At 45.0% G+C, this 17,420-nt stretch carries 22 protein-coding genes and 1 pseudogene; 12 read left to right on the top strand and 11 right to left on the bottom strand.

The annotated features are described in order from the left end of the window. Window positions 1-13: 13 nt before the first annotated feature. Window positions 14-875 (bottom strand): annotated as a pseudogene (locus tag JQC93_RS00485) (magnesium transporter CorA family protein). A 393-nt stretch (window positions 876-1,268) separates the two neighbouring features. Between JQC93_RS00485 and JQC93_RS00480 the strand changes: the two are divergent. The 5 genes from JQC93_RS00480 to JQC93_RS00460 all read left to right on the top strand — a co-directional run bounded on the left by JQC93_RS00480 (window position 1,269) and on the right by JQC93_RS00460 (window position 4,670). Next, window positions 1,269-2,231, top strand: coding sequence for a transposase (locus JQC93_RS00480; RefSeq protein ID WP_236009201.1), 963 nt, complete (start codon window positions 1,269-1,271; stop codon window positions 2,229-2,231). Between the two features lie 427 nt (window positions 2,232-2,658). Continuing rightward, on the top strand, window positions 2,659-3,180 hold the full coding sequence (locus JQC93_RS00475; protein ID WP_205156522.1) for a helix-turn-helix domain-containing protein: 522 nt from the start codon (window positions 2,659-2,661) through the stop codon (window positions 3,178-3,180). A gap of 3 nt (window positions 3,181-3,183) precedes the next feature. Next, window positions 3,184-3,915: an AzlC family ABC transporter permease gene (locus JQC93_RS00470; RefSeq protein WP_205156521.1), complete on the top strand. Its 732-nt coding sequence runs from the start codon at window positions 3,184-3,186 to the stop codon at window positions 3,913-3,915. Next, window positions 3,908-4,246 (top strand): AzlD domain-containing protein, encoded by a 339-nt coding sequence (locus JQC93_RS00465; protein ID WP_084885209.1) that lies wholly within the window; start codon window positions 3,908-3,910, stop codon window positions 4,244-4,246. The genes JQC93_RS00470 and JQC93_RS00465 overlap by 8 nt, the downstream gene beginning before the upstream one ends. Before the next feature lie 31 nt (window positions 4,247-4,277). Then, the gene (locus tag JQC93_RS00460; RefSeq protein WP_205156520.1) at window positions 4,278-4,670 is read left to right on the top strand and encodes a hypothetical protein; all 393 of its coding nucleotides are present in this window, start codon (window positions 4,278-4,280) and stop codon (window positions 4,668-4,670) included. Window positions 4,671-4,673: 3 nt separating this feature from the next. Here JQC93_RS00460 and JQC93_RS00455 read toward each other — a convergent pair whose 3' ends face one another. Beyond that, window positions 4,674-5,591 (bottom strand): isoaspartyl peptidase/L-asparaginase, encoded by a 918-nt coding sequence (locus JQC93_RS00455; protein WP_205156519.1) that lies wholly within the window; start codon window positions 5,589-5,591, stop codon window positions 4,674-4,676. Between the two features lie 245 nt (window positions 5,592-5,836). Here JQC93_RS00455 and JQC93_RS00450 point away from each other — a divergent pair, with 245 nt between their 5' ends. Both JQC93_RS00450 and JQC93_RS00445 read left to right on the top strand, forming a co-directional pair. Then, a complete protein-coding gene (locus JQC93_RS00450; protein ID WP_205156518.1) occupies window positions 5,837-6,289 on the top strand; it encodes a hypothetical protein in 453 nt (150 codons plus the stop codon). A 128-nt stretch (window positions 6,290-6,417) separates the two neighbouring features. After that, on the top strand, window positions 6,418-6,972 hold the full coding sequence (locus JQC93_RS00445) for a hypothetical protein (RefSeq protein WP_205156517.1): 555 nt from the start codon (window positions 6,418-6,420) through the stop codon (window positions 6,970-6,972). A gap of 136 nt (window positions 6,973-7,108) precedes the next feature. Here the strand turns inward: JQC93_RS00445 and JQC93_RS00440 are convergent, their stop codons facing one another. From JQC93_RS00440 to JQC93_RS00425, 4 genes are all read right to left on the bottom strand, one after another. Then, window positions 7,109-7,630, bottom strand: coding sequence for a DUF2058 domain-containing protein (locus JQC93_RS00440; RefSeq protein WP_084885201.1), 522 nt, complete (start codon window positions 7,628-7,630; stop codon window positions 7,109-7,111). A gap of 17 nt (window positions 7,631-7,647) precedes the next feature. Beyond that, the gene (locus JQC93_RS00435) at window positions 7,648-8,004 is read right to left on the bottom strand and encodes a YibL family ribosome-associated protein (protein ID WP_205156516.1); all 357 of its coding nucleotides are present in this window, start codon (window positions 8,002-8,004) and stop codon (window positions 7,648-7,650) included. Window positions 8,005-8,057: 53 nt separating this feature from the next. Continuing rightward, the gene (locus tag JQC93_RS00430; protein WP_205156515.1) at window positions 8,058-8,630 is read right to left on the bottom strand and encodes a nucleoside triphosphate pyrophosphohydrolase family protein; all 573 of its coding nucleotides are present in this window, start codon (window positions 8,628-8,630) and stop codon (window positions 8,058-8,060) included. A gap of 125 nt (window positions 8,631-8,755) precedes the next feature. Continuing rightward, window positions 8,756-9,079, bottom strand: coding sequence for a YciI family protein (locus JQC93_RS00425; protein WP_205156514.1), 324 nt, complete (start codon window positions 9,077-9,079; stop codon window positions 8,756-8,758). Between the two features lie 230 nt (window positions 9,080-9,309). On the opposite strand from JQC93_RS00425, the gene JQC93_RS00420 reads away from it, so the two are divergent. Together JQC93_RS00420 and JQC93_RS00415 are read left to right on the top strand one after the other, a co-directional pair. Beyond that, complete coding sequence (locus JQC93_RS00420; RefSeq protein ID WP_205156513.1) at window positions 9,310-10,437, top strand: OmpP1/FadL family transporter; 1,128 nt, start codon at window positions 9,310-9,312, stop codon at window positions 10,435-10,437. 22 nt (window positions 10,438-10,459) lie between these two features. Further along, window positions 10,460-10,993: a GNAT family N-acetyltransferase gene (locus JQC93_RS00415; protein ID WP_205156512.1), complete on the top strand. Its 534-nt coding sequence runs from the start codon at window positions 10,460-10,462 to the stop codon at window positions 10,991-10,993. Window positions 10,994-11,352: 359 nt separating this feature from the next. On the opposite strand, the gene JQC93_RS00410 is transcribed toward JQC93_RS00415, so the two are convergent. Further along, on the bottom strand, window positions 11,353-11,775 hold the full coding sequence (locus tag JQC93_RS00410) for an organic hydroperoxide resistance protein (RefSeq protein WP_205156511.1): 423 nt from the start codon (window positions 11,773-11,775) through the stop codon (window positions 11,353-11,355). Window positions 11,776-11,893: 118 nt separating this feature from the next. Between JQC93_RS00410 and JQC93_RS00405 the strand changes: the two genes are divergently transcribed. Beyond that, window positions 11,894-12,340: a MarR family winged helix-turn-helix transcriptional regulator gene (locus JQC93_RS00405; protein ID WP_205156510.1), complete on the top strand. Its 447-nt coding sequence runs from the start codon at window positions 11,894-11,896 to the stop codon at window positions 12,338-12,340. Window positions 12,341-12,412: 72 nt separating this feature from the next. Beyond that, window positions 12,413-12,805 (top strand): VOC family protein, encoded by a 393-nt coding sequence (locus JQC93_RS00400; protein WP_205156509.1) that lies wholly within the window; start codon window positions 12,413-12,415, stop codon window positions 12,803-12,805. A gap of 98 nt (window positions 12,806-12,903) precedes the next feature. On the opposite strand, the gene JQC93_RS00395 is transcribed toward JQC93_RS00400, so the two are convergent. From JQC93_RS00395 to JQC93_RS00380, 4 genes are all read right to left on the bottom strand, one after another. Further along, complete coding sequence (locus JQC93_RS00395) at window positions 12,904-13,155, bottom strand: GlsB/YeaQ/YmgE family stress response membrane protein (RefSeq protein WP_205156508.1); 252 nt, start codon at window positions 13,153-13,155, stop codon at window positions 12,904-12,906. Window positions 13,156-13,289: 134 nt separating this feature from the next. Then, window positions 13,290-13,601 (bottom strand): DUF202 domain-containing protein, encoded by a 312-nt coding sequence (locus JQC93_RS00390; RefSeq protein ID WP_268980134.1) that lies wholly within the window; start codon window positions 13,599-13,601, stop codon window positions 13,290-13,292. Then, window positions 13,598-13,966: a YidH family protein gene (locus tag JQC93_RS00385; RefSeq protein ID WP_205156506.1), complete on the bottom strand. Its 369-nt coding sequence runs from the start codon at window positions 13,964-13,966 to the stop codon at window positions 13,598-13,600. Before JQC93_RS00385 ends, JQC93_RS00390 begins: the two co-directional genes overlap by 4 nt. Before the next feature lie 86 nt (window positions 13,967-14,052). Next, the gene (locus JQC93_RS00380; RefSeq protein WP_205156505.1) at window positions 14,053-15,399 is read right to left on the bottom strand and encodes a glycosyltransferase family 4 protein; all 1,347 of its coding nucleotides are present in this window, start codon (window positions 15,397-15,399) and stop codon (window positions 14,053-14,055) included. 286 nt (window positions 15,400-15,685) lie between these two features. Here JQC93_RS00380 and JQC93_RS00375 point away from each other — a divergent pair, with 286 nt between their 5' ends. After that, a complete protein-coding gene (locus tag JQC93_RS00375) occupies window positions 15,686-17,386 on the top strand; it encodes a sugar phosphorylase (protein ID WP_205156504.1) in 1,701 nt (566 codons plus the stop codon). The last annotated feature ends 34 nt before the right edge of the window (window positions 17,387-17,420 follow it).

The following is a 17,420-nucleotide window of genomic DNA, read 5'->3' as shown; positions in this document are numbered from 1 at the left end:
GGTACTCTGTAGGCTAAAGCCACCGGATTCGCTTGAACACAAACAATAAGCCACTCGCTATTGCTACCATAACCCCCCAGAGCACGAAATAACCGTATTTAAATGACAGCTCTGGGATGTATTCGAAGTTCATCCCATAAATCCCAGCAACAAAGGTTAACGGCACAAAAATTGCCGATACCACAGTCAGAATCTGCATGGTTCGATTGAGGCTGCGAGCTCAATGATATGTAGCCTTCAATCAAGTCACCGCAAAGGTCGTAATACATAGCGGTCAAGCTTTCTAAACGTTCAAACTTGTCATGTACATCGCGCAAACTGTGTTTGATCTCATCTTGAGTTGCATCAATCAACGAGAAAGATTCATCCATCACTTGTTTAGTGAGTTTGGCATGATACGACTGAACTCGTTGGATTTTCCTTAAGTGAGATTTCAGCAGTATCAGTCTATTCATTAAATCGTCACTGGAATTTGCCAGCATTTCATCTTCTAGCTCGCTGATTTCATCTTCAGCATCTAAAATGGCGTCAGTAAATTTTTGAGCAGAGGTGTTCATTATCTTGGTAAACAATAAACTTGGACAACGCAGGTAATTGGCCAGCTGAGCGCTATTGGACAGCGCTTGTATTGCGTAAGAGTGACTAATCCGGCGAGTGATAAGAATATTCTCCCCAAGAAATCCAGCTATAGCCATTGTTTCGATATCGAGCTGTGGCTTTGATGAACTAAACCCACGGTAAAGAATGAAAGTAAACTGCTCAAATTGTTCGATTTTTGGTGGCCGTCTAGTTCGTTGAGCATCTTGTATTGCGAGTGGGTGGCAACCTAGCTCTGCCAGTAACGCAGTCTCTTCTTCTGTCTCCACACCGTTCATATCGATCCACACATTGCCACCGTTTGCTTTCCAGCTTTCGACTAGCTCTACTCCACCGCGGTGTAGGGTATTGTTTTCTCGATAAAACACAGTGAGCATAAATACCTGCCATTGGCCTATGTTTTTTGACTATAACTCTGATTGAATGGACATACACAATTATTAGTAAGTCTTTTCCTGTGCATGTGAAGTACGAATTAGATTAAAGGACACACACCGAGTTAATAATGGATACACACTTTAAATGAATAGTGGACGCACACCTCATGTTGCTTTCAAAAGTATGATTTTCCGACTGATTTAACATCGCAAGGCTCCCAATTTTTACACTGTAAATTACCTTCTTAGCGAAGGTGACTAAGACTTGATTAAATTCTCTATAAGATTCTTAAAATGGCAACAGCAAGAAAACGGCTAATTTCTATTGAAGCGACTTCGTATTATCACTGTGTCTCACGATGCGTTAGGCAGAGTTATTTGTGTGGAGATAATAAGCGAACTGGCACCAGTTATGAGCACCGCAGAGAGTGGGTCGAGCGCAAACTTTTATCACTTACTCATACCTACTGCATTGACGTGTGCGCTTACGCAATCATGAGCAACCATTACCACGTGGTGTTGCACATTAACCATGAAAAGGCGACGTCCCTTTCTATGTCTGACGTTGTGGAGAGATGGAGTACCGAGCATAAAATCCCAGACCATGTAAAGCGTTGGCAGTCTCAATCTACGTTAGACCAAGCAGAGTATGATCATTGCGTGGAAACCATTGAACAGTGGCGAGAGCGGCTTTGGTCGTTGAGTTGGTTTATGAAAGAGCTAAATTATGACATTGCCTGTAAAGCCAATAGTGAAGATGGATGTAAAGGTCACTTTTGGGAAAGTCGGTTTAAAAGCCAAGCGCTACTTGATGAGAATGCTTTAATCGCTGCAATGGCTTACGTTGATCTAAATCCCGTACGAGCTGGTATTGCCTCTACCCCAGAATCTTCAGATTTTACCTCTATAAAAAGGCGCATTAACGAACTAATGGAAAACGTGTCACTGAATTCCTGTTTGTGTCCTTTTGTCGGCATTAAATCGACAAAGAGAAAGCATGGATTGCCGTTTAAATTGATTGAGTACTTAGAGTTAGTGGATTGGACAGCAAGGCAATATCGAAAAGATAAGCACTCGTTACCGAGCAACTACCCCGCAATTCTGGCTAGACTGAAATTACATGACCGAGATTGGATGAATGCGTGTAAGCATCTTCTTCGCCCGCATACTTCAGCAGTCGGAAATGACGCCCTTGTACCTAAAACTAAGTTAGCGTTGGGGAAAGCAAAGATACATTTGTTTCGGCTAGGGTGTTAGTGTGCAGCCAGTTTTCGCTTACATTTGATCGTTAAAATACCAAAGGACGATAGAGCAAGACTTCCTAGCTGATGTACATATATATGTACGAAGCTCACAGTACTGAAGCCTCCAAGGCTAGTTTAACTTGAATGTTGGTGTTACCCGATAATTATTTGTTATGCAGGTTCGTTGTCAAAATATCCGTCAAGTTTCAATTTAGCTATTACCTACCACCTCTCACATTACTTACCATATATGCCTGAATTTTAATTATTTAAAAACAGCTAGTTAAGTGCTGATTGAGACTCAAAAGGTGCCTGTCCTCTTTTATTAGTGTGTGTCCCAAATACCAGCCTCATCCCCAAGTAGTATTGACAAATCCCTGTTCCTTATATAGAACGTTCTATATAAGGAACAAAAAGAGTAATAGAACGAAGGACTGTCAATGGAAACTCCTCCACTCAATACGTTAGGTCGTAATCTACAAAAATGGCGTGTAGCTAAGGGCTTGTCGCTGTCCAAATTGGCTGAAAATGCAGGCATTGCGAAATCTAATTTGTCACGGCTTGAGCAAGGTGGGGGAAATCCCACCATAGATACTATCTGGCGGCTGGCAGTGCAATTGGATGTGCCTTTCGGCAGCTTAGTCGCCTCAATGAATACACCCATTGGCGATGACAAAGTGCAGGTTCGACTAATTGAGCAAGGTACGGACAACCCTCAAGTTGACGCGTATTGGATGCTGTGTGCACCTCATACCGAGCGTCTTTCTGAGCCTCACATTGTAGGATCCATTGAGGCTGTGACGGTTATTAGTGGGGGCGTGAAGGCTGGTGTTGTTGGCGAGGAGTTGTGGTTAACTGCAGGTGGAACGGCATCATTTTGCGCAGACCAACCTCACCGATATTGCACGGAAGAATTATGGACAACGCTGTTAGTTACGATCACGTATGGAAAGAAGGAATAAGGTATGGAGCAAGTATCGAACACTACCAGCCGATCAGCTTGGTCTTTAGGAGTAAGAGATGCTATGCCGCTGCTGGGTGGCTATGTCCCCGTAGCCATATCATTTGGTTTGATCTCAGTTCAGGCGGGTTTTAGTGCATGGGAAACCATCGCCATCTCCATATTTATCTATGCAGGCTCGGCCCAATTTTTATTTGTTGCAATGATAGCCTCGGGCGCGCCACTTTGGCTTGTCACGGTGATGACGTTATTGATAAACGCCCGTCATGTGGTTTACGGCCCTAACTTGGCTCCCTATATAAATCGAAATCGCTGGTGGATCCCGTTAATGCACGGACTCACCGATCAAATATTCGCATTAGCACATACTCGCTTCCCAGAGATGAAAGAATCACAGCGCATACAGTGGTACACCAGCGCTGCTTGGGTTGCGTGGCTTAGTTGGATTGGTGGCACAGTTTTAGGCGCGCTGGCTGGGGCAGAACTCATCGCTAGATGGCCACTATTAGGTGAAGTTCTACCATTCGCATTACCATCATTGTTCCTTGTGTTGTTGGCACCACGATTTAACTCTTTTATTTGGACAGCGTCGCTGATAGTGACAACCTCAATGGCACTGCTATTAAAATTAAATGGCTGGGCAAATGCTGCAATCCCATTAGCAGCTCTATTTGGAATGGCTACATATTATCTTATTAGCTATCAGAGAAGCGCAAAAGGAGAGCAACATGGATAATTCAGTGTGGATAGCGATGGGAATTGTCGCATTAGGCACCTATTTTATGCGTTTGTTACCTACCATGTGGATGATTCGTCGTTTATCTCGAAACTCCGGTAAGCAAGGTCTTGATAATGTCCCCATTTGGTTAACGGTGCTGGGGCCGGCCATGATCGCTGCGATGTTGGGAGTATCCCTTATTCCTGCGGAACCTTCACCCGTTTCTTGGTTCGCAACTGCGGCAGGCAGCGTGGTCACACTACTCACCTGGCTACGTACTCGCTCATTAGGCGTCCCTGTCGGCGTTGGTGTAGCATGTTTTGGGTTGATAGTTTATGCATTCGGTTAGGGTTTTTTTGGCAATCCACAAGGAGTAAAGCATGCGACAGCAATATCACTTTCGTCAGTCTGATCAAGGCCTACTAGCATGGGATGTTTTTCGCTTGATCGAGCTCTCTCAATCTAGGCCTGTCATAGAGGTCTCTTTAAGTGCCATTACAGAGCTCGACGAAACCTTTTGGTATGACTTTGGAGGAACCGCGCCCACTTGTCGAAGTGTTATTGGACACACACAACTTATTCAACAAGCGGATCTTAGCTACCCGATAATCTTATGTGAGAAAGGGCGTGTTATGGACGGCATGCATCGTGTTTGCAAAGCGGTATTGTTAGGACAGTCCCACATTAGTGCGGTACAGTTTAATTCGTTCATAGAGCCCGATTACATCGGTGTCGACCCTGATAAGCTACCCTATGAACGAAACGCGTTATAAATCCTAATTGTCTGTGATTTGAATGGCTGCGTGAGTTTTACCGCCTTCGTCTGCAAAGGCATAAGCCATGCGCGGCGTATTATGAGCAAACCCATATTCACCTTGTGGCGAAATCATGATCACCCCGCCATATCCTTCCACTCTGCGATGTAAATAGTCTATTGCCCCAATGGCAGCGTTCATTGCGTTATGTTGCGTTAGGTTGTCACATGCAGTGCGGCAAAGCATTACGCGCATTAAGGACTCACCATAGCCAGTCGATGATGCGGCGCCTAATAGATTATCAGCATAGCCTCCCGAGCCGATTACAGGACAGTCACCGACTCGGCCTGGATGTTTGCGAGGTGTGCCACCGGTGGACGTGGCGCAGGCTAGATTTCCGTATTGATCAAGAGCTACAGCACCAACGGTATCTGAAGGCTGAGGGTCTCCGCTAAAAGCATCCACGGTCTTAAAAGAAGTATCTGATTTTATCTGGTGGTAAAACGATAATTCTCGCTCAGTAAGCAGCTCTTTAGGATCAATCTCTTGCATTCCGCACTCTCTTGCAAATTGCAGAGCGCCATCTGCGACCAAGAAACGAAAGTCATCTGCCCTCATAACATGTCGAGCTAGTGAGACTGGGTGAAGAAGGTTAGCGACCCCAGCAACAGAGCCAAAATCTAGAGCTTTGCCATCCATAATGAAAGCATCGAGCTCGATATTTCCTTGGGCATTGAGAAAAGCGCCTCGACCCGCATCAAAGGTAGGATCCGCTTCCAAAATATTTACTGCTTTTTCTACCGCGTCTAACGCGCTGCAACCTTGTTCAAGAAGTGGAAATACTTGCTCGATCGCCGTTTTTACTCCGGCGACGTGGTCATCTACAAATTGATCGGGAATGTCCCATGCGCCGCCGTGCACGATCAGTTTTGGTTTCATGCCTGTCCCCTTTTATTTTTAGTATCTGAAAATAGATAAGTGATTAAAAGTAATACGTTTTTCAATGGAATGCGAACAGCAATCACCAAATTTGTTCACCGTGGCTAGAATTAGCGGCTTGTGTTGCTTCGATATTTTGTGATTTCAACGTGGTTAAAGGACAGAGTTCATTGCAATTCATTTTGATTTAATGAATTCATCAAACTAGAATGAAATTTGATGAATATGGTCGTTTTAGGAGCGCAATGAGCATGAACACTATAGTGGATCCTTGGTACTATCACCGGCGTGAATTGGCTCGAAAGTATGGGGTGCTTTGCCAAGACACGTTGTTTTCACGCATGGTCTACCTAGGTACCCGTAGGATTGGAAAGACTTCTTTTTTTCTTAACGACCTTAGTCCGCACCTTATCGAACTCGGCATGTTGCCTATCTACATTTCTATGTGGGGTAACAAAAGCGCGCCTCACAGTGAATTTGCTCAGCAATTATCGGTCGCACTGGATGAGATTAGTCACAGCGGCGCGGTTAAACGCTTGCTCAACACTCAGGTTAGAAAGTTAGCGGTGGGAAACCACGTAGCCAAGGTTGAAGTGGAGTTTGAGCCGGTTTCGGCCACTGATGCCGATTTGACCAACATTAAAGCGCTACTTAGCCAAGTGATAGAAAAAGCGGGGGGGGGCAAAAAGTCATCCTGATACTGGATGAGTTTCAGCACTTAGTCACTTCCAAGTACTACGACAACTTTCAATACGCACTCCGAACTCTTCTCGATACCGTCAATACTGGCATCAGTGTGATTTATACTGGCTCAAGCCGCACGGGAATGCGAGCTGCTTTTGAAGACGACAAAATGCCGTTCTATCAGTCCGCAGTCATTCAAGAATTTCCCACATTAGACGATGGGTTTGTGGATCATTGCGTAAGTCGACTCAGTGAAGCCTATTTGATTCATGTTGATCGCCTAGAGCTTCTCGATTTCTGGAAAGAAACGGACCATTCACCACACTGGATGATCAATTTAATGCGCGAGGTTGTAGAGAAAAAGGTCATGGGCCGAGGTTTCTCTTTAGGTACATCTATAGAGCTGATACGTGACGCTATCGCAGAAGAAGAGAATCACACCTCTATCATTCAGGGGATGAGCGTAACCGATAAAGCTGTATTGCTATTACGCTGCGCGGGTAAAGGACTATATTCAGAAGCATCAATGAGTTTTGTGGCGTCATTAGGGGGCAAGGCAACTAGGAGTTCGGTTCAATCGTCTGAGAAAAAACTTCAGTCCAAAGGCATTATCACAACGTTGCCAAACAAAAAGGTGATAACGGAAGTGTATGGCCTTTTGGATGCCGTTAAAAAAGACACTGATATTAAGGAGTAGGGCTTAGGCTCCGCGCAATTGCTAGCAGCGCAATCTTTGAGATCAAAAATGACAAAGCCTCATGGCAACGAAACCGTAGTACGTTGCCATGAGGCTTTTCAGTGATAAACTCGTCATCAAAGTTGATGAATAAGAATTACCACATCAAATCATCGGGTACGACAAAGTCTGCATACGGATCATCTTCATCTGCCGTATCGTCTGCTCGGCTGTTTTGATCGATTACAGTTTCTTCATCACGCTGGGCAATTTTATTAGCAACGCCGCTTGGGATTACAGCGTAGCTCTCTTCGAAGCGAGCAATAGCTAACAGGCCTTTTGCAAGTTGATCTTGCACAGCCGATGTCACATAAACAGACTTGACCAAGGTTCCATCGGTGAAGTTGTACTTGATCTCACCGTTGCCAAGATCCAGCTTATTCATCTGTACTAATTGCTTAACCTGCGCTTTTACTTCTTTGCTCAGTTGTTGCTCTTTGTGCTGCTGACTCAACGCTTTGTCGCGCTCAAGCTGCTGTTTTTTCTGCTCTTCAACGGCTGCTTTTACTTCGCGTGCTTGCGTGCGTGATTTCTTAGAGCCTTTCTTTGCTTTTTTTAACTTTTTCTCGTTAACCAAGCCAGCTTTTAGCATCTGCTCTTGCAGGGTTAATTTTGCCATGTGTTGTTAGACCTCGATTAAAACTCTTTTGGGGCAAAGCCAGTCATTGCATCCAAACGTAGCTCTTTACCGATTTTGGTTAGCGGATGCACAATCACGATGCCTCGTACCGATTTCTTGAGCTTACCAATATCAGCTTGTTCTGCTTTGGTTATTTCACGAGAAAACGGCATGTCTTGCAGACGCTTTTTCTCTTTGCTGTCTTCGTATTGCTGTTTGCCTTTTAGAGAAGTAACTTGCTTTTCTAAGTTGGAAATTTCGTCAGTAAAACGCGAGATCATTTGGTTATCATTGCGGCCGCGGGCTGCATCGAGTTTACGCTTGGCTTTGTCCAGGCGATTGTGCAGCTGCTGCAAGTCTTGTTTTAGGCTCATTATGGCTCTCTAGAATAAGGTGTTTGGGTTATGTACTGATTATAGTGCAATCGTTAAACAAGATTGCTCAAATCCGCTGGACGGTAGTAGACCGACTTAAGCACTTTCCCTTTGCGTATGGTCTTAGCATCCGAGACGAAGTCCTTCGCGCATTTTGCGATGATGTATTCGCCTTTGGTTACTGCTTCTAACGCAATGTCTTGCTTGGCGTAGAAGTCTTCAGTTTCTCTGTATTCTTGCTGATTTCGGCACACTTTACTCATGTTGCTCGAATGAATCTCATCCCAACACGGTAAGAAGTCAATATTACGGTTGACGGCCACATTAAGCATTAGGTCAATCAGGTAACTGATTGCAAGGTTGTCTTCAATGCGGCTATTCCCTAAATGCACAAGGCGTCCCATAAGTACGTAAACCGTATCTATGATGGCATCCGCTTGTTCAATTTTAGAGTCGGCTTCGGCAAGCTCTGTCAGCTCTTCGATGGCCAAAGAAGTGTGCAAAGTGTCGGCTTTGTCGTCTAAAGAGGTTGGATCGGCAACGGGAAGATCAAAGGTTGAACGAAACTCACTGATATCGCGATACAGGTGGTCAAAAATCTCTTTGGTTAACTTCGACAGGTGCATGGTGTCTCTCTGGCTTTTCGAAAAAAAGCTATTAAAACAAACCATGGCACTTATTGCTATTTAAAGCGTTGGATTCTTCACAAATAGTGCTTAAAAGAACCCAACTTTGAGGCGATTAGGTCGAATTACTTGTCCATAGACATCTGAACTTGCTCAGAGACCTCTAAGGTTCCATTAATCTTAAGAAATGGGCAATCTTGCGCCATCTTTATGGCTTCCTCAATTGTGTCGGCTTTTACCATTGTATATCCCGACATATGAGTTTGACTTCCTTTCGATACTGCACCGTCTGGTGTCACCACATGGGTGTCTTTAAACGGATTGGCGGGGGAAATCACCGCATCGCCAAGCGCGCCTAACCATTGTTGATAGTCGGCCATGTGCTTTTGACCTTCTTCAGGGGTTTTCGGATGGTCACCACCTAGGTAGCTGATTACGAAATTGGGCATAGCGTCTCCTCGCTGTTTTACTCCATTGTGTCTAGCTACTTTAGGTAGTTGTTACAGTTTGAGCAAGTTTAGTGTCGTGTAGTGTGAATCAACCGTTTATGTTTAGAGTGATTACTTACTGAGAAATAAGGTGATTTCCTCAAATTGGTCTATCTTGACATTAACTTGTTCATGATTAGGTTGCTTTGCAATAGTATCGCGGGCATTCAAGAACATTGCGGACAAAACGCATGAGAAAAAGTGGATTTCAGCGGGTGCAGATTAGAAGCAGCCTCAGCGTAATTGGCTGGGTCATTACAGGCAGTGTAAACGCAACAGGATTGGGGTTCTGGGAGTCTTCAACTTCTGTGAGCGCGTTAGCCGGCGCACATGGTGCCTCGGCGGTAGACGCGAGTGCACTTGCGATAAACCCATCCAGCATTGCGCAGCTTGATAGTGCTACGGTTACCGTCGCGGCAAGCCGATACCAGGTTGATACTAGCTATGCTTTTGTTGATGGTGCTTTGACCACTGACTATTCAACCGCAGAGGTTATTCCAGCTGGTTTTTTTACGTCTCCTGTAAATGAAAACTGGCACCTTGGACTGGCTATATACAGCCGGAATGCCGCAGACATAACAGTGCCATCGATTCTTTTTTTACATCCCAATGAAAGCAACGTTTCACCCATTATGGTCTCACTCGCTCCTAGTATTGTTTTTGCCAAAGATAACTGGAGTATAGGGATGACCGTCGAGTATATTCACTCGCAATACTCTTACGATTATACCGAATGCAAAATATTTCTTGGCTGCAGTGACTACAGTATCCAAGATACAACCTCTGGCTGGAGTGGCGGGCTAAGCGGTACGTGGCAAGCAACACCTTGGTTGAGTGTTGCGGCATCACATAAATTTTCGACCGATTTTAGTGACCCAAATATCGATATCCAATTGCCTTCGGTCACTAGCTTATTCACAACGATCCATGCTACGCCCGACCTAAATCTTCACTTGAGCTACAGCTATTCAGCGTGGACTGGAAAAGGGGTTCGTTACACCGATTATAACGATGTTTTTGGGTTACTGGTTGGTTATGATGATTCGCAGAGACTGGCTGGAAGTATCGAGTATCACCTTGGAAAACTTATGCTGATGGCCGGTGCAAGCGCTGATCAGGCCATTGATGTGTTTGGTGGCACTGATGTTCGGGTCCGAGCAGGATTAGGGTATTCGATTACGCCAAACTGGCGGCTAGACGCTGCTGTTGTTTCCGAGAATTACTCGGAGAAACAAGAACAAGTAAATGGCGTCACGGTGGTAAATGTTCAAAATGAAGGATTGCTGTTAGGCTTGGGTGTGAACTACCAGTTTAACTAACGTATCCATTGGGAGAAACCGCATGATAGTAACAGATCGTCTCATCATTCGATCGTGGAGAGAGTCTGATCGCGCACCATTTGCCAAAATGAGTGCCGATCCTCAAGTGATGCGTTTTTTTCCGTCTACGCTAAGCGTGGCAGAAGCCGACCATATGGTTGACAAAATAGAAAACTATACCAAACAGCAGGGCATGGGATTTTGGGCGGTGGAAGAGAAGGCGACCCAAGAGTTTATAGGCTTTATTGGGTTAAATTGTTTGGCCGAAGACAATGGAATACTACCTCATTCATTTGTCGAAATCGGCTGGCGGCTTCGTGCTAAAAGCTGGGGTGTAGGTTACGCAACGGAAGGGGCGCTTGGCGTGCTCAGTTACGCCAAAACGTTAGATATTAGCGAAGTCTACGCATTCACTGCTCTAATTAATGCACCATCGATCCGTGTCATGGAAAAAATTGGTATGCATAATACGCATCAAGATTTTGATCACCCCAATGTTGATGCGGGGCATAGGTTGCAACGTCATTGCCTGTACAAAATTTTTCTCAATAGTTAAAACCAATGTAAGTAGGCTGCGCAGTTTCGGCTCTAAATAGCTTCTTTGTTTGACATCTTCAGTCCACTAATTTCCTGTTGGAACTATCTCGTTCGGTGTCTGTCCTGTTTGATATTGGGGTGTCTGTCCAGTTTGAAATCGGCATCAACTAATTGTGTGGGTCCAGTTTTAAGTTGTCCTGCTTGATATTGGGGTGTCTGTCCAGTTTGAAATCGGCAACAACTAATTGTGTGTGTCCAGTTTAAAATTTCTAAAAGGTGTTTGTCCATTTTATAAATGCAAAAAGAGCCTCAGTGGAAATAGTCACTGAGGCGTAATGTCGTACATATGTAAGACTAAGGAACAAGGCAGGTGTAGGTTTAGATTGCGTTGCCGTTTACCGATAGTGCAACGTCGATGTTGCCGCGAGTGGCGTTAGAGTATGGGCAAACTTGGTGCGCTGTTTTGACTAGGGCTTCGGCGTCTTCTTGAGGCATTTCTAGCTCTACCGCTAAAGCGACTTCTAATTCAAAGCCACCTTGTGCATTCGGGTTTAACGATACCGATGCAGTCGTTGGGGCTGCTTTTACATCCAATTTTTGTGTGCGTGCCACGTGCAAAATAGCGTTTGAAAAACACGCCGAATAGCCAGCTGCAAAAAGCTGCTCTGGGTTAGTTGCGTCACCGTTACCGCCTAGGGCTTTTGGGTATGCGAGTGCGACATCAAGCAGCCCGTCATCTGTTTTTACGTTGCCGTTACGACCGGTGTTTGCTGTTGCTGAAGTAGTGTATAGAGCTGACATAATTGCATTCCTTTAATTTGATAGCGTTCAATTAGATTGTGCTCTAACTATATTGGATCTTTTTCAGTCATGCAAGTATATTGTGCACAATATATCTAAATTATTGACGAGGCTAACCATGAGCTGCGACACATTACTCGATATTGATAAGCAAATTTGCTTTTCGATGTATTCGGCGACAAACGCCATTACTAGGGCGTACCGCCCAGTGTTAGACGAATTGGATTTAACCTATTTGCAGTACATGGCAATGCTTGTGCTGTGGCGTGAATCGCCGCTGAACGTTAAAGAGATTGGCAAAAAACTTCGCTTAGATTCCGGCACGCTCACCCCGCTTCTAAAGCGTATGGAGCAGAAAGGGTTGGTTGTTCGAAAACGCAGTCTTACCGACGAGCGAGCACGTGAGATATCGCTAACACCTCTAGGTGTAGAGTTGGAACAAAAAGCGTTAACGGTGCCAGACCAAATGGGGTGTAAAGTGCAAATCACTCCTGAAGAAGCAGCCTTACTAAAAAAATTAGCCGACAAAGTGACGGAAAATTTGAGTAATGCCCAATCGAAGTAATTAACGGCTTAGTTAGTTGATTTGGTTGGTATAAATGGCGATGGCTAAAGAACTATTATTAAGGTTGATTACATGTCGATAAGCATCAATATCACAAGCGTTGCGGTAAAAGATCAGCAAGTTGCGCACGACTTTTACACCCAAAAACTTGGCTTTGTGGTCAAACACGATATTCCAATGGGAGAGTATCGGTGGCTTACTTTAGTCGCACCTAATCATCTCGAAGGAACAGAACTGCTGTTAGAGCCGATGGCTTTTGAGCCAGCCAAAGTGTATCAAGCTGCGCTTAAAGACGCAGGTATACCTTGTACTTCCTTTGAAGTTGACAATATGGACGCTGAGGTGGCGCGACTGACAGAGCTAGGGGTCAGCTTTCAAGGTGACGTGCAAAATACCGGAGATGCGTTAATTGCCACTTTAGATGATGGCTGCGGAAATTGGATAATGCTCACGCAAACCCTTTAGATTTGGGCATTGTCATTATTTGCTAGAGTGGAGTGTAGAAAACAAGTACCCCACCCAAGGCAGGTCGATAGCCTTGGGGTAGACGTGTTAAAGTGCAATTAGTCCTTGATGAAGCGGGTGTACACAAACAGCAGTATAAAAGCGCCTAAAGTTGCGGTTACAATGCTGCCGATATTTAACCCGTCAGCACCCCCAAATCCGGCTAAGCTGCCAACGTAACCACCAACAAAAGCGCCCGCTATTCCGAGCAACATGGTCAAAAACCACCCTCCACCATTTTCTCCAGGCATAAGCCATTTCGCCAATGCCCCCGCAATTAGCCCAAGAATAATCCAAGATAGAAAACCCATAGCATGCTCCTTACTAAGACGTTGAGGGGAATCCTCGCGCTTGTTTGATGAATTCAGCCAAGTGTTTTGAAGTATAGGAGTCATTTGCAACGGACGCTGCTTTTTGGTGTTGTCGCTTTTATGCCGTTTTCGGCTTAGCGAAGCCACATGGATAGGAGATACCCAAACGCCATTAGAGCCAGTAACGCAGACAACCATTGCTTCACTTCAAACTCCCAACGAGAGACAGCCGTGTCATTACTAAACAATTTGGTAAAGCGCTGTTTTAAATAGAGCGTACTAGCAGCGGCAGTACAGATACAAAATATACCAAGCCCAGCAACCAAGTATTGCTCGTTAGTCTCCCCAATTTTAAACAGCAAAAGCCCCGCACCAAACATGAGAAGTTGGGTGCGAATCCAGGACATAGCTGTCCTTTCAGGTTGCAGTCCAGGATCCCGGGTCATAGTGCAATGACCAATGCGATCACAAGGGTGAGTAAAATCATCACGATGCTAACGATTTTTAGGAAACGGGTATATTGGAGTGTTTGGTTTAGCCGCATGGCTTGTTCATTACTTGCCCAGCGACGATAAGCAAATAGAGCAAGCAATCCAGAGCACAAACACAGTGCGGTTGAAATGATGATACGAATGCTGGGATCAGCAAGTTCGGGTGTAAGCTGATCGATGCCCACAGCTCCAGCAAGCAGCGCCAACGCGGTTCGTATCCAAGCGAGATAGGTTCGCTCATTGGCGAGTGAGAAGCGGTAATCAGGCGCTTCTCCTTTTTGCCGCCAGCTTACTTGGTGTTTTCGTCGTAGTGGTTTCATGGCGAACAGGCACATTAAGTATTGGATTTAACAATGTCTCATCATAGATCGGTGTTTCACAAAAGTATGTGACACAACTGCAACTGCTAAAGGGCGTTGGAAAAAATCCCATTTAGCTTGCTTTTTAAAGCGTTATAGGAGAAATGGTGTTGCCCAATGGCGTAGTTTTGCTCCATTCTGTCTCGTCTTTTTTCACCATCTATTAAATACTCGAGGCACGCGTGTGCAGCGCTTAGTAACCGCTCTGTTTTGATCACCGCGAGTCCGTTGGAATCGAGTTGATGGTCATTTCCCAAGTCGATGATATTAAATTGAAACTGTTGAATATCTGAATCGAAAACTGGATAGCGATACACCGCCATAGGGACTTTGGCGACTAACCCTTCAAGAAATTGATTCCCCCAGCCTTCAAGCAGGCTTGGGTAGGTAATGAGATCGGCGTGGCTGTACACATCCCATAAAGAATAGATTTTTTGACCCTGTTTATTACTTCGAGAATGGCCGACCCAGTCATTAATGAACTCAAGCTCGACGCCTTGCGCACTGGCTTTATGTTTGAGCTTCTCCATGTATTCTGGCTCTTCACACAGCCCAGCGAATACAAGCACGATCCGGCTGTTTTTAGTGAAAATTTGTCCATTGTACAAAGGAGCGTTTTCCAACTGTTGGCGCAGTGACATAAGAGTTTCGACGAGATCTATAGCTATCTCAATTCCTTTTCGAGCCACCACTCGGGTGGCTTGTAAGATGAGAATATCGTTAGCTCGAATATTAAAACGAGAACGGAGATCTTGGTTGTAGTCATCAATACCCCATTCATTTCCAGCGAAATCAAATACATTGGGTACCACGGTAGCCTCAAGTTGGCAGCGAGATTGCATTTCCGTTTGTGCGAGATGATTAATCACGCAGTGCTCGATCAGTGGGTGAGTGGGCGGGAAATAGTTGTCGAGCAATTTGGTCACGCCAGATGAAGTGGGTTGAGAGTACTTAATTCGTTCCCAATGAAAATCGTGGTGATGGCAGATAACGCGAGTGTGTGTGGCGATTGCGGCATTCACTAACCCAATCGCAGCAGGTAAATGATAACCAAGTGACAGCATATTGTTGGGTACCATGACATCAATATGATGCTTGGTGATCACTTGTTCAATTTTGACCGCGATACGCTCAGCTTGCCGTTCAATCGCTTCTAGCAATGCACAGTCGCTGGGGTAGTCTGTTCGTTTTATGTAGGAATTTTGTGTGATCTTGTCGTTAAAAGCGTCCAAATAGTGCAGCTCTGGTATTAACTCTGCATCACAATTACCGGCACTTCCTGCAAGGTATATGACGTTGTGTCCTAGACTTTCTAGCGCCCACTTCCACTTGTCCATCTCTAGAGATACACCATCCGTTTCACCTACTCGAAAATGGGCAAGTAATATATTCATTGTTCTGCTTCCATTCATATTAACTCTTCCTAATGTAGCGTACCTGTTGTTTGCTACGGTCGAACATTAGATATTGAGTGGTTAAAAATTGATCACCATCACGATATTAGCAGAACCGGTTTTGTTTTTCGAATAGTGCGATCTTGGTCAAATATTAATCGCATTTTGGCGCCTAGACTCAGTCCATTCAAATTTGCAAACGAGTGACGACACCGAGTCACTTTTTTTTGATTAGACACCAAAACCGGTTTTGGTAGTGAGAATGTTTAGTTTTTAAGGGACAAAAATGGCCTTAGATTTCAAACAACGTAGTGCACTTCATCGTGACCTTCAGCAAATACTTGCTGGTGTGTATTCGCCTGCGCAACTTAAGCAATTATTGCCAAAGCTTGTCGACGTTGCCTCTGACAACGCTATAGGGCATGTAATGGGTGATTGGGTTGATCAGAAAGATGTCATGCTCATCACTTACGGTGACTCTATTCTTGAGGAAGGCGTGTCGTCCCTTACGGCGCTTAAGCGATTTCTGGATAAGCACGTAAAAGAGGTGCTTTCAGCGGTTCATATCCTGCCTTGTTTTCCGTATACGTCAGATGATGGTTTCTCAGTTGTAGATTATTGGAAAATTAATTCACAGCTGGGGGATTGGAATGATATTCACGAATTGGCCGAGCACTATGACTTGATGCTCGATGGAGTGATTAATCATATCTCTAAGTCTAGTGAATGGTTTCAGGGGTATCTTAATGGAGATCTCCAGTATATTGATTTCTTCACCGAAGCGAATCCGGATCGCGATTACAGCTCCGTGACTCGACCTCGAGCGCTTCCCTTACTGACTCCTTTTGAAACCTCACGCGGGGTAAAACATATATGGACAACGTTTAGTGACGATCAAATCGACCTTAACTTTCGCAGTCCAAATGTGTTTCAGAAAATCGTCGAGTTATTGCTGTTTTATGCCGAACAAGGTGCGTCATTTATTCGCTTAGACGCCATTGGGTTTATGTGGAAAGAATTAGATACCCCGTGTATTCACCAACCGCAGACTCATGCGTTGGTGCAGGCCATGCGCGCAATACTGGATGTCGCGGCTCCTCAGGTAAAGTTGATCACCGAAACCAATGTTCCTCATCAGGACAACATCAGCTACTTTGGCAGTGGGGATAACGAAGCGCACCTTGTGTATCAGTTTCCATTGCCCCCGTTAACTCTTCACACCCTGCAAACTGGCGATAGCAGCATTATTATGCGCTGGATGAGCGAGTTAGAACCTAGCTCGCCTGGCACCACCTTCTTTAACTTCTTGGCCTCTCATGACGGCATTGGTGTGCGACCTGTTGAAGGCATATTGAATAAACAACAAGTGGACTCTTTGCTAAACGTTGTTCAGCGAAATGGTGGACGGGTGTCTTATAAAGACAATGGTGATGGAACGCAAAGCCCTTACGAGCTCAACATAAACTACTTTGATGCCATCAGCGATCCCGCTTGTGACGATAAGACTAATTTAGATCGTTTTATGGCTGCGCAGGCAATATTGCTGTCAATGGCTGGCGTTCCCGGAATTTACATTCATAGCCTTTTAGGCTCGCTAAATGATCAACAAGGCTTACAAAAGTTGGGCTATAACCGCGCAATTAATAGAGAAAAGCTGCATCGTCAATCACTGGATAAAAGCTTAGCTGAGCCTAACTCGAGACGAAGCCAAGTGCTTTCTAGATTTAAGGTACTACTGACCGTACGGTGCAGTGAGGTAGCGTTTTCGCCCAGTACATCACAGCGGGTGGTCGATGTGGACACAAGGCTTGTGACATTGGTGCGTGATGAATCTCTTGCTGTGGTGATCAATATTAGCGCGCAGCAGTTGGAGCTCGACAGCACGAAATTGCTGGCTGGACTTAATATTGACTTGCTCTCTGGCACGCGTGTAGCTCAACTGTTAACCATACAACCCTATCAGGTGTTATGGCTTAAACATCAATAAGATTTTGCGCAGCGCCAACATCGCGGTGCGCACA

It is taken from the genome of Vibrio ulleungensis, from assembly GCF_016900875.1.
Classification (GTDB): domain Bacteria; phylum Pseudomonadota; class Gammaproteobacteria; order Enterobacterales; family Vibrionaceae; genus Vibrio; species Vibrio ulleungensis.
The sequence above is the reverse complement of the archived record's forward strand: the minus strand, read 5'-3'. Positions and strand labels throughout refer to the sequence as shown.